Annotated in this window: 7 protein-coding genes; all 7 read right to left on the reverse strand. The window is 67.1% G+C overall.

Features of this window, described 5'->3' with window-relative positions; genetic code table 11:
- Positions 1 to 40: 40 nt before the first annotated feature.
- Entirely contained in the window at positions 41 to 2,128 is a 2,088-nt protein-coding gene (gene fusA, locus BCR15_RS00620; RefSeq protein WP_218058931.1) for an elongation factor G, read from the reverse strand.
- A gap of 72 nt (positions 2,129 to 2,200) precedes the next feature.
- Positions 2,201 to 2,671: a 30S ribosomal protein S7 gene (gene rpsG / locus BCR15_RS00625; RefSeq protein ID WP_068749498.1), complete on the reverse strand. Its 471-nt coding sequence runs from the start codon at positions 2,669 to 2,671 to the stop codon at positions 2,201 to 2,203.
- On the reverse strand, positions 2,671 to 3,042 hold the full coding sequence (rpsL, locus tag BCR15_RS00630; RefSeq protein ID WP_068749499.1) for a 30S ribosomal protein S12: 372 nt from the start codon (positions 3,040 to 3,042) through the stop codon (positions 2,671 to 2,673). Before rpsL ends, rpsG begins: the two co-directional genes overlap by 1 nt.
- 286 nt (positions 3,043 to 3,328) lie before the next feature.
- Positions 3,329 to 7,267, reverse strand: coding sequence for a DNA-directed RNA polymerase subunit beta' (gene rpoC, locus BCR15_RS00635; protein WP_068749500.1), 3,939 nt, complete (start codon positions 7,265 to 7,267; stop codon positions 3,329 to 3,331).
- A gap of 163 nt (positions 7,268 to 7,430) precedes the next feature.
- Complete coding sequence (gene rpoB, locus BCR15_RS00640) at positions 7,431 to 10,904, reverse strand: DNA-directed RNA polymerase subunit beta (protein WP_068749501.1); 3,474 nt, start codon at positions 10,902 to 10,904, stop codon at positions 7,431 to 7,433.
- Between the two features lie 299 nt (positions 10,905 to 11,203).
- Complete coding sequence (gene rplL, locus BCR15_RS00645) at positions 11,204 to 11,599, reverse strand: 50S ribosomal protein L7/L12 (protein WP_068749502.1); 396 nt, start codon at positions 11,597 to 11,599, stop codon at positions 11,204 to 11,206.
- 51 nt (positions 11,600 to 11,650) lie between these two features.
- Positions 11,651 to 12,268, reverse strand: a complete 618-nt coding sequence (gene rplJ, locus BCR15_RS00650; protein WP_068749503.1) for a 50S ribosomal protein L10 — start codon at positions 12,266 to 12,268, stop codon at positions 11,651 to 11,653.
- Positions 12,269 to 12,620: the final 352 nt, after the last annotated feature.

Here is a 12,620-nt window from a genome sequence, read left to right on the forward strand (position 1 = left end):
GTCCGGCCGGCCCTCGCGGGTCGTCACATTCAGCGGTGGCTCACTGGCCGCCGCGCGCCTTGGCGACGATCTCCTCGGCGATGTTGCGCGGCGTCTCGGCGTAGGAGTCGAACTCCATGGAGTACGACGCCTGGCCCGACGTCTTCGACCGCAGGTCGCCGACGTAGCCGAACATCTCCGACAGCGGCACGAGTGCCCGCACGATGCGGTTGCCGTGCTGCTCGTCCATCGACTGGACGTGGCCGCGGCGGGCGTTGAGGTCACCGATCACGGTGCCGAGGTAATCCTCGGGGGTCGTGACTTCGACGGCCATCATCGGCTCGAGGATCGCGGGGTCCGCCTTGCGGGCCGCCTCCTTGAACGCCTGGGCGCCGGCGAGCTTGAACGCGAGCTCCGAGGAGTCGACGTCGTGGTACGCGCCGTCGGTCAGCGTCACCTTGATGTTATCGACCGGGTAGCCGGCGAGGACGCCGAACTGCAGGGCCTCCTTGACGCCCGCGTCGACCGCGGGGATGTACTCGCGGGGGATGCGGCCGCCGGTGACGGCGTTGACGAACTCGTACCCCGAACCCGGCTCGGTCGGCTCAAGGTCGATGATGACGCGCGCGAACTGGCCGGAACCACCGGTCTGCTTCTTGTGCGTGTACTCGATCTTCTCGACCTTGCGGCGCAGGGTCTCGCGGTAGGCCACCTGCGGCTTGCCGATGTTCGCCTCGACCTTGAACTCACGCCGCATGCGGTCGATGAGGACGTCGAGGTGCAGCTCGCCCATGCCGGCGATGATCGTCTGGCCGGTCTCCTCGTCCGTGTGGACGCGGAAGGTGGGGTCCTCCTCCGCCAGGCGCTGGATCGCGTTGGACAGCTTCTCCTGGTCGGACTTGGTCTTCGGCTCGATGGCCTGCTCGATGACCGGGTTGGGGAAGGTCATCGACTCCAGCACGATCGGGCTCGACGGGTCGCACAGCGTCTCGCCGGTGCCGGTGTCCTTGAGGCCCATGACGGCGCAGATCATGCCGGCGCCGATCGAGTCGATCTCCTCACGCTTGTTGGCGTGCATCTGGTAGATCTTGCCGATGCGCTCCTTCTTGCCCTTGGTCGCGTTGAGGACCTGGGAGCCGGAGTGCAGGACGCCGGAGTAGACGCGCACGAAGATGAGCTTGCCGAGGTGCGGATCCGCGGCGATCTTGAACGCCAGCGCTGCCAGCGGCTCGTCGTCCGAGGGGTGCCGCTCCAGCTCGACCGACTCGTCGGTGGGCTTGAAGCCGCTGATGGCGGGGACGTCCATCGGCGAGGGCAGATACGCGATGACCGCGTCCAGGAGGGGCTGCACGCCCTTGTTCTTGAACGAGGTGCCGCAGACGACCGCGGTGAACGTGTTGGTGATGACGCCCTTGCGGATCGCGGCCTTGACCTGCTCCACCGAGGGCTCCTCGCCCTCGAGGTACATCTCCATGATCTCGTCGTCGACGTCCGCGGCCCGCTCGATCAGCGTGGCGTGTGCGGCCTCGGCGGCGTCCTTGAGCTCGGCGGGGATCTCCTCGACGGTGTAGTCCTCACCCATCTTGGTCTCGCCGCGCCAGGTCAGGGCGCGCATCTCGACGAGGTCGACGACGCCGATGAAGTTCGACTCGGCGCCGATCGGGAGCTGCAGCAGGACCGGATCGGTGTTGAGGCGCTCGCGGATGGTCTTGACACAGTGGTCGAACGAGGCGCCCGTGCGGTCGAGCTTGTTGATGTAGCAGATGCGCGGGACGTTGTACTTCGTCGCCTGACGCCACACGGTCATGGACTGCGGCTCGACGCCGGCCACACCGTCGAACACCGCCACGGCGCCGTCGAGGACGCGCAGCGAACGCTCCACCTCGACGGTGAAGTCGACGTGGCCCGGCGTGTCGATGATGTTGATCTGGTGGTTCTTCCAGAAACAGGTCGTCGCGGCCGACGTGATGGTGATGCCGCGCTCCTGCTCCTGCTCCATCCAGTCCATGGTGGCGGCGCCCTCGTGGACCTCACCGATCTTGTAGGTCTTACCGGTGTAGAACAGGATGCGCTCGGTGGTGGTGGTCTTGCCGGCGTCGATGTGCGCCATGATGCCGATGTTGCGAACCTTGGACAGGTCGGTCACTATGCAGCCCTTCGGGAATAGATCATGAAGTTGAGCAGGTGAGCGCCCCCGGCCGCACGGCACGGGGGCGTCGGATCACCAGCGGTAATGCGCGAAGGCGCGGTTCGCCTCGGCCATCTTGTGCGTGTCCTCGCGACGCTTCACGGAAGCGCCCAGGCCGTTGGAGGCGTCGAGGATCTCGTTCATGAGGCGCTCGGTCATCGTCTTCTCGCGGCGGGCGCGGGCGAAGCTGACGAGCCAGCGCATGGCCAGCGTGTTCTGACGAGCGGGCTTGACCTCGATGGGCACCTGGTAGGTGGCGCCACCGACGCGGCGGGACTTGACCTCGATCGACGGCTTGACGTTGTCCAGCGCGCGCTTGAGGGTCTGCACCGGGTCGGTTCCGGTCTTGGTGCGGGTGCCCTCGAGGGCGTTGTAGACGATGCTCTGCGCGACGGTCTTCTTGCCGTCGAGCAGGATCTTGCTCACGAGCTGGGACACCAGCGGCGAGCCGTACACCGGGTCGACGAGGACCGGGCGCTTCGGGGCGGGACCCTTGCGAGGCATTACTTCTCCTTCTTCGCGCCGTAGCGGCTGCGGGCCTGCTTGCGGTTCTTGACACCCTGGGTGTCGAGCGCGCCGCGGATGATCTTGTACCGGACACCGGGGAGGTCCTTCACACGACCACCGCGGACGAGCACCATCGAGTGCTCCTGCAGGTTGTGGCCGACGCCCGGGATGTAGGCGGTGACTTCGATGCCGGAGCTCAGACGCACACGCGCGACCTTACGGAGCGCGGAGTTCGGCTTCTTCGGCGTGGTGGTGTACACACGCGTGCACACGCCCCGGCGCTGGGGCGAGCCCTTGAGCGCGGGTGTCTTGTTCTTCGAGACTTTGTCGGTGCGGCCCTTACGGACCAGCTGCTGAATAGTTGGCACCTGGTGGTATCACTTTCTTCGTTGTCTGTGTACGTTTGTCTTCCCTGGCGCAGCTTCTCCGTCCCACCCCGAGGTCACCGTTTCCCGGGTGGCTGTGGTCTGGATCACTGCCGTGCGAACTCCGCACGACGCTCTCCGCAACGTCAAGAGCGATCTTCATGCCAGGGCACGCACAAGTAGCCCGATCACGGGCACGCCCGACAAGGTTACTCCAGGGGCGCCGCAGGGTCAAAAGCGGCCGGGGGCCCGGGGCGTGAGCCCCGGACCCCCGGCAGGGTCGCACCCTTTAGCGGAGTTCGCCGAAGTCCATCTCGTCGAGCGGGACGGCGGGGCCGACCACATCGGATCCGAACGAGTAGTCGTACGGGTCGTAGCTCATCGTGTAGGCGCTGGCGCGGGCCTCCTCCGTCGGCTCCACCCGGATGTTGCGGTAGCGGTCGAGACCGGTACCCGCCGGGATGAGCTTGCCGAGGATGACGTTCTCCTTGAGGCCGAGGAGCGAATCGCTCTTGCCCTGGATGGCGGCGTCGGTGAGCACCTTGGTCGTCTCCTGGAAGGAGGCGGCCGACAGCCACGACTCCGTCGCGAGCGACGCCTTGGTGATGCCCATGAGGACCGGGCGGCCCTCCGCAGGCTTGCCGCCCTCGGTGAGGGCCTTGCGGTTGGCGTTCTCGTAGGACGCGCGGTCCACGAGCTCGCCCGGCATCATCGAGGTGTCGCCCGAGTCGATGACGGTGACCCGTCGCAGCATCTGGCGGATGATGATCTCGATGTGCTTGTCGTGGATCGGTGCGCCCTGCGTGCGGTACACGCGCTGGACCTCCTCCACGAGGTGCTCCTGGACCTTGCGCAGGCCGCGGACACGCAGGACGTCCTGCGGGTCCACCTGGCCGGCGGTCAGCTGCTGACCGATGCTGACGCGCACGCCGTCCTCGATGTGGATGCGCTGGCCGTGGTGGTCCTCGAACTCCAGTCGCGCACGACGCGCCACCGGGTATTCGAGGTCCTCGCCACCGTCGTCGCGGACGAGCACGAGCTTGCGGCTGCGGTCCCCGTCCTCGATGCGGATGACACCGTCGGCCTCGGCGATCGGCGCCTTGCCCTTGGGCTGGCGCGCCTCGAAGAGCTCGGTGACACGCGGCAGACCCTGCGTGATGTCGTCGCCGGCCACACCACCGGTGTGGAAGGTACGCATCGTCAGCTGCGTGCCGGGCTCGCCGATGGACTGGGCCGCGACGATGCCGACGGCCTCGCCGACGTCCACCGTCTTGCCGGAGGCCAGCGAGCGGCCGTAGCACATGGCGCACGTGCCGAACGCCGACTCACAGGTCAGGACGGAGCGCACCTTCACCTCGGTGATCCCGGCCTCGACGAGGCGGCGGATCTCGGCGTCACCCAGGTCGGTGCCGGCCTCGACCAGCACGGTGCCTTGGGCGTCGGCCACGTCCACGGCGAGCGACCGCGCGTACACGGAGGTCTCGACGTCGGGCGTGATGTCGACGCGGGCGCCGTCCTCGAACGGCTCGGCGGCCACGACGGCCGGCTTGCCGGTCTCGTCGTCGGCGGACTTCGTCCACTTCGCGATGACCTTGGTCAGGCCGCGCTCGGTGCCACAGTCCTCCTCACGGATGATGACGTCCTGCGACACGTCGACGAGTCGACGCGTGAGGTAGCCGGAGTCGGCGGTGCGCAGAGCGGTGTCGGCCTGCCCCTTGCGGCCACCGTGCGTGGAGATGAAGTACTCCAGCACCGACAGGCCCTCGCGGAAGTTCGACTTGATGGGGCGCGCGATGATGTCGCCCTTCGGGTTGGCCACGAGGCCACGCATGGCGGCGATCTGACGCATCTGCGTCATGTTTCCTCGTGCCCCGGAGTCGACCATCATGAAGATCGGGTTGTCGGCCGTGAAGTTGTTCTTCATGGCCTCGGTCAGCTCCGCGGTGGCGTCGGTCCAGATGGCGATGAGCTCCTGACGGCGCTCGTCCTCCGTCACGGTGCCACGCTCGTAGAGCTTGTCGATCTTCGACGCGCGCGCCTCGTAGCCCTCAAGGATCTGGGCCTTCTGCGGCGGCGTCTGGACGTCCGAGATGGACACGGTCACGCCGGAGCGCGACGCCCACTTGAAGCCCATGTCCTTGAGGTTGTCCAGCGCGTTCGCGACGACAACCTTCGGGTACCGCTCCGCCAGGTCGTTGACGATCTGGCCCAGGACCTTCTTGCCGACGACGGTGTTGACGTAGCCGAAGTCATCGGGCAGGGCCTCGTTGAACAGAGCCCGGCCCAGGGTGGTCTCGACCAGCAGCGACCCGTCGGCGCGCGGCTCGGCGCCGTCGACGATCACGTCGGTCAGCCGGATCCGGATCGGCGCACCGATCGCCAGGTCACCGCGGTCGAACGCCATGATGGCCTCCGCCAGCGACGAGAACACCCGGCCCTCACCGGCGCCGGAGCGCTGCTGCGTGAGGAAGTAGTGACCGATGATCATGTCCTGCGTGGGCATGGTCACGGGACGGCCGTCGGCCGGCTTGAGGATGTTGTTCGTCGACAGCATCAGGATGCGTGCCTCGGCCTGCGCCTCGGCGGACAGCGGGAGGTGCACGGCCATCTGGTCACCGTCGAAGTCCGCGTTGAACGCGGTGCACACGAGCGGGTGGATCTGGATGGCCTTGCCCTCGATGAGCTGCGGCTCGAAGGCCTGGATGCCGAGGCGGTGCAGCGTGGGTGCACGGTTGAGCAGCACGGGGTGCTCGGCGATGACCTCTTCCAGCACGTCCCACACGACCGGGCGCTGGCGCTCGACCATGCGCTTGGCGGCCTTGATGTTCTGGGCGTGGTTGAGGTCGTCGAGGCGCTTCATGACGAACGGCTTGAACAGCTCGAGGGCCATGGCCTTCGGCAGGCCGCACTGGTGCAGCTTCAGCTGCGGGCCGACGACGATGACCGAACGGCCCGAGTAGTCGACGCGCTTGCCGAGCAGGTTCTGGCGGAACCGGCCCTGCTTGCCCTTGAGCATGTCGGAGATCGACTTGAGCGGACGGTTGCCCGGCCCCGTGACGGGGCGGCCGCGGCGGCCGTTGTCGAACAGCGAGTCCACGGCTTCCTGCAGCATCCGCTTCTCGTTGTTGACGATGATCTCGGGCGCGCCCAGATCCAGCAGCCGCTTGAGGCGGTTGTTGCGGTTGATGACTCGCCGGTACAGGTCGTTGAGGTCCGAGGTCGCGAACCGGCCACCGTCGAGCTGCACCATGGGGCGCAGGTCCGGCGGGATGACCGGGACGGCGTCGAGCACCATGGCGGAGGGGTGGTTCTCCCCCGCCCGGAACGCCGCGACGACCTTGAGCCGCTTGAGGGCGCGCGTCTTGCGCTGGCCCTTGCCGGTGGCGATGATCTCGCGCAGCTTGTCCGACTCGGCGGCCAGATCGAAGGACTGCAGGCGCTTCTGGATCGCCTCGGCGCCCATCGAGCCCTCGAAGTACTTGCCGAAGCGCTTCTTCATCTCGCGGTACAGCGTCTCGTCGCCCTCGAGGTCCTGGACCTTGAGGGACTTGAACCGCTGCCAGACCTCGTCGATGCGGTCCAGCTGGCGCTGGGCCCGGGTCCGGATGAGCCCGGCCTCCTTCTCGGCGGCCTCGCGGACCTTGCGCTTGATGTCGGCCTTCGCGCCCTCCTCCTCGAGCTGCGCGAGGTCCTCCTCGAGCTTGCGCATGCGCGCCTCGATGTCGGCGTCGCGGCGGCCGGCGACCTGCTTGGTCTCCACCTCGACCTTGGCCTGCAGCGAGGACAGGTCACGGTGGCGACCCTCCTCGTCCACGGACGTGATCATGTGCGCGGCGAAGTAGATGACCTTCTCGAGGTCCTTCGGCGCGATGTCGAGCAGGTAGCCGAGCCGGCTGGGGACGCCCTTGAAGTACCAGATGTGCGTCACGGGGGCGGCGAGCTCGATGTGGCCCATGCGCTCACGGCGCACGTTGGACCGGGTCACCTCGACGCCACAGCGCTCGCAGATGATGCCCTTGAACCGGACCCGCTTGTACTTGCCGCAGTAGCACTCCCAGTCCCGGGTGGGACCGAAGATCTTCTCGCAGAAGAGGCCGTCGCGCTCGGGCTTGAGCGTGCGGTAGTTGATGGTCTCCGGCTTCTTGACCTCGCCGTGCGACCACTCGCGGATCTGGTCCGCGTTCGCAAGACCGATCCGAAGCTCGTCGTAGAAGTTCACGTCCAGCACGTTGCTTCTCTTTCTTTCCCCTACTGATTGGCCGTAGGCGCCTGAAAATCCATCACCGGGAATGGCTGGGAATCAACCGTGACCGAGGTCACCGTCTCCTCGCCATTGAGTTGTGCGGGCGGAGCGAGCCCGTGGGGCCCCGCTGAGCGGGGCCCCCGCGGGACTACACCTCTCCGACGTCCAGGAAGTGGTCGCTGCCGGGGCGCCGACCGAGGTCGATGCCGAAGTCCTCCGCGGAGCGGATGTCGTCCTCGGACTCGCGCAGGTCGATGACCCGGCCGTCGTCGGAGAGCACCTCGACGTTCAGGCACAGCGACTTCATCTCCTTGACGAGCACCTTGAACGACTCGGGGATGCCCGGTTCGGGGATGTTCTCGCCCTTGACGATGGCCTCGTAGACCTTGACGCGGCCGGGGACGTCGTCCGACTTGATGGTCAGGAGCTCCTGCAGCGCCCAAGCCGCGCCGTACGCCTCCAGGGCCCACACCTCCATCTCACCGAAGCGCTGGCCACCGAACTGCGCCTTACCGCCCAGCGGCTGCTGGGTGATCATCGAGTACGGGCCGGTCGAACGGGCGTGGATCTTGTCGTCGACGAGGTGGTGCAGCTTCAGCATGTACATGTAGCCGACGCCGATCTTCTCCGGGTAAGGCTCGCCGGAGCGGCCGTCGAAGAGCCGGGTCTTGCCGCCCTCGTCGATCAGGCGCACGCCGTCACGCGTCGTCAGCGAGTTCGCCAGCAGACCGCTGATCTCCGCCTCGGTGGCACCGTCGAAGACGGGGGTCGCCACCTTCGCGTCGCCGTCCATGCGGCCGAGGCCGACCTCGCGCAGGCGCTCGGCCCATGCCTCTTCGACGCCGCTGACGTCCCAGCCGGTCTTGGCGATCCACCCGAGGTGGTTCTCCAGCACCTGGCCGACGTTCATTCGCGACGGCACGCCTAGCGGGTTGAGCACGATGTCGACGGGGGTGCCGTCCTCGAGGAACGGCATGTCCTCCACCGGCAGGATCTTCGAGATGACGCCCTTGTTGCCGTGGCGGCCGGCGAGCTTGTCGCCGTCGGAGATCTTGCGCTTCTGGGCGACGTGGACGCGGACCAGCTGGTTCACGCCGGGCGGCAGCTCGTCGTCGTCCTCGCGGTTGAACACGCGGACGCCGATGACGGTGCCGGACTCGCCGTGCGGCACCTTGAGGGAGGTGTCGCGGACCTCGCGGGCCTTCTCGCCGAAGATGGCGCGCAGCAGGCGCTCCTCGGGGGTCAGCTCGGTCTCGCCCTTGGGCGTGACCTTGCCGACGAGGATGTCACCGGCCGAGACCTCGGCGCCGATGCGGACGATGCCGCGCTCGTCGAGGTCCGCCAGCATCTCGTCCGAGACGTTGGGGATCTCGCGGGTGATCTCCTCCGCGCCCAGCTTGGTGTCGCGGGCGTCCACCTCGTGCTCCTCGATGTGGATCGAGGTGAGCACATCGTCTTGGACGATGCGCTGCGACAGGATGATGGCGTCCTCGTAGTTGAGGCCCTCCCACGGCATGAACGCCACGAGGAGGTTCTTGCCGAGCGCCAGCTCGCCCTGGTCGGTGCAGGGGCCGTCGGCCAGCGGGGTGCCGACCTCGACCCGGTCACCGGGGGCGACCAGCGGGCGCTGGTTGATGCACGTGCCGGCGTTGGAGCGCACGAACTTGTCCAGCTTGTACGACTGGTACGTGGCATCGTCGTTGGCGATCTCGATGATGTCCGCGGTCACGGACGTCACCACACCCGGCTTCTTGGCCAGCGTGACGTCGCCGACGTCGACGGCCGCGCGGTACTCCATGCCGGTGCCGACGAACGGGGCCTCGCTGCGGAGCAGCGGGACAGCCTGGCGCTGCATGTTGGCGCCCATGAGGGCTCGCGACGCGTCGTCGTGCTCGAGGAACGGGATCAGCGCGGTGGCCACCGACACCATCTGGCGCGGCGACACGTCCATGTACTCGACGTCGGCCGCCGGGATGGTGTCGACGTCACCGTGCTTGATCCGAACCAGCACCCGGTCCTCCGTGAGGCGTCCGCCCTGATCGACGGCGGCGTTGGCCTGCGCGATCGCGTAGCGGTCCTCCTCGTCGGCGGTGAGGTAGTCGATCTGGTCGGTGACCATGCCGTCGACGACCTTGCGGTAAGGCGTCTCGATGAACCCGAACGCGTTGACGCGCGCGAACGATGCCAGCGAGCCGATGAGGCCGATGTTCGGGCCTTCAGGCGTCTCGATGGGGCACATGCGGCCGTAGTGCGACGGGTGGACGTCTCGGACCTCCATGCCGGCGCGGTCGCGGGACAGACCACCGGGGCCCAGCGCCGACAGGCGACGCTTGTGCGTCAGGCCGGCGAGCGGGTTGTTCTGGTCCATGAACTGGGACAGCTGCGAGGTGCCGAAGAACTCCTTCAGCGCCGCGGTCACCGGGCGGATGTTGATCAGGGTCTGCGGCGTGATGGCCTCGATGTCCTGCGTCGTCATGCGGTCGCGGACGACGCGCTCCATGCGGCCCAGGCCGGTGCGCAGCTGGTTCTGGATCAGCTCACCGACCGTGCGGAGGCGACGGTTCCCGAAGTGGTCGATGTCATCGGCCTCGACGGGGATGTCCGCGAGCATCTCGCGGCGCTCGTGCAGCGACGCCACGTAGCGGATGGCCGCCGCGATGTCCTCGTTGGTGAGCACCTGCTTGTCGAACGGCAGGTCGAGGCCGAGCTTCTTGTTGATCTTGTAGCGACCGACCTTGGCCAGGTCGTAGCGCTTGGGGTTGAAGTAGTAGTTCTCCAACAGCGCCTGCGCCGCGTCGCGGGCCGGCGGTTCGCCCGGGCGCAGCTTGCGGTAGATGTCGAGCAGGGCCTCGTCCTGCGTCTTGACGGTGTCCTTCTCCAGCGTCAGGCGCATGGACTCGAACTCGCCGAACTCCTCGAGGATCCGGTCCTCGGACCAGCCCAGCGCCTTGAGCAGCACGGTGACGTTCTGCTTGCGCTTGCGATCGAGGCGGACGAAGACCATGTCGCGCTTGTCGATCTCGAACTCCAGCCACGCGCCGCGCGACGGGATGAACTTCGCGGAGAAGATGTCCTTGTCGGAGGTCTTGTCGGCCGTCTGCTCGAAGTAGACGCCGGGCGAACGCACGAGCTGCGACACGACGACGCGCTCCGTGCCGTTGATGATGAACGTGCCGCGCTCGGTCATCAGCGGGAAGTCGCCGATGAACACGGTCTGGCTCTTGATCTCACCGGTGTCGTTGTTGACGAACTCGGCGGTGACGAAGAGCGGGGCGGCATAGGTGACGTCGCGGTCCTTGCACTCCTCGATCGTCCACTTGGGACTCTCGAAGCGGTGATCGCGGAACGACAGCGACATGGTCTCGTTGAAGTCCTCGATGGGCGAGATCTCCTCAAAGATCTCCTCAAGCCCGGACCGGGTGTTGACGTCGGTGCGGCCGGCGGCCAACTGCTCCTCGACCTTCCGCATCCACGTCTCGTTACCGATCAGCCAGTTGTAGGAGTCGATCTGCAGATCCAGGAGGTTGGGCACCTCGAGAGGCTCATGAATCTTCGCGAAGGAGATTCGGCCGGTGGATGAGACGACATTGGTGTTCTTCAACGCAGAGCGCGAGGCGGCCAAGATACGGTCCTTCCAAGAACGCTTGAAGCAGTTTTCCGTGCACGGCGACGTTCCCGTGTCAAATCACGGGCGCAACGCATAGCTGGGCAAACAACCACTATAGGGCAACCCTGGCAGGACAGCAACTACCGCAGGCCGGCCGGGCCCTGCGGTGGCATCTGGTCTCCGTCGACCAACGCCTCGATGATAGCGCCCGGGCGCACCGCTGCAACCCGGAATCGCCGGATCACGCGACCCGGACACGACGATGGCCCGCCCCCCGAAGGGAGCGGGCCATCTGTGGACGTGAGTCCGTCAGGTCACTTGACCTCGACGGAGCCGCCGGCGGCCTCGAGGGCCTCCTTCGCCTTGGCGGCGGTCTCCTTGTCGACCTGCTCGAGCACCGGCTTCGGGGCGCCCTCGACGAGGTCCTTGGCCTCCTTGAGGCCGAGCGAGGTCAGAGCGCGCACCTCCTTGATGACGGCGATCTTCTTGTCGCCACCGGAGGTCAGGATGACGTCGACCTTGTCGGAGCCGGCTTCCTCAGCGGCACCGGCATCGTCGCCACCGGCGGCCGGGGCGGCCGCGGCGACCGCGACCGGAGCGGCAGCGGTGACACCGAAGGTGTCCTCGAAGAGCTTGACGAACTCGGAGAGCTCGATCAGGGTCATCTCCTTGAAGGCGTCAAGGAGCTCGTCGTTGGTGAGCTTCGCCATGATGGGCGTTCCTTTCGTTGAAAGTGTGATCGCAGCGGGCGCTGCAACGGATCACTCCGCAGCGTCTGCTGCTTCGGGTGCCGCCTCGGCGGCGGGGGTCTCGTCCGTGGCCTCGGCCGCAGGCGCGGAACCCGCGCCGGCGATGAGGGAGGGGTTGGCCTCGGCAGCGGTCTGCAGAGCGCCGAACAGGCGGGCACCCTGCGACAGCGGGGCGGCCAGCATGTAGGCGGCCTTCGCCAGGTTGGCCTGCATCGCGCCGGCCATCTTGGCCAGCAGGACCTCGCGCGACTCGAGGTCGGCGAGCTTGAGGACAGCCTGGGCGTCGAGGAACTTGCCCTCGAGGACGCCACCCTTGATTGCCAGGGACGGATTGGCCTTTGCGAAGTCACGCAGCCCCTTGGTGGCGGCAGCGACATCACCGCTGACGAACGCGATGGCCGTCGGGCCGGTCAGGGAATCCTCGATCCCCTCGATACCGGCGTCCTTGGCCGCGATCGCCGCAAGGGTGTTCTTCGCAACGGCGTAGGTGGCGTTCTCACCCAGGGATCGACGGAGGTCCTTCAGATCCTTGACGGTGAGACCGCGGTACTCGGTCAGCACTGCCGCCGCGGAGTTGCTGAAGGCATCCTTCAGCGCCGCGACCTTGGCAGCCTTGTCCGGCCTCGCCATGTGGTCTCCTTCCGGTCTCTTCATCCTCGACCCGGCCGGGTGGGCGGTTCGAGGGCCGCGGACCACCGACGCAAAAAACGCCCCGACGCCGGCGGCGCGGGGCGACCCACATGGGGACTACTCACGTTCACCTGCGCGGGTGCCATGCGGCGTTATGGCTGGGAAGCCACCTGCGGTCTTCGGCTGGGCCGACTATACCCGTCGGCGCCGGCGGCCCCAAATCGCCGAGTTGACTCATCGAAGATGCCCGCGTAGCTGGAGTCGTTGACTCATCTGAAGATGCCCGCGTGGGTCAGACTCGGGGATGGAGTTGACGATGGCGACACGTAGAGCGGTCACGCAGGCTCAGCTG

The sequence above is a fragment of the Tessaracoccus lapidicaptus genome (assembly GCF_001693815.1).
Lineage (GTDB): Bacteria > Actinomycetota > Actinomycetes > Propionibacteriales > Propionibacteriaceae > Arachnia > Arachnia lapidicapta.

Coding starts and splice junctions, on each gene's coding strand:
- rpsG (WP_068749498.1), bottom strand. CDS start 2,671: ATGCCTCGCAAGGGTCCCGCCCCGAAGCGCCCGGTCCTCGTCGACCCG.
- rplL (WP_068749502.1), bottom strand. CDS start 11,599: ATGGCGAAGCTCACCAACGACGAGCTCCTTGACGCCTTCAAGGAGATG.
- rplJ (WP_068749503.1), bottom strand. CDS start 12,268: ATGGCGAGGCCGGACAAGGCTGCCAAGGTCGCGGCGCTGAAGGATGCC.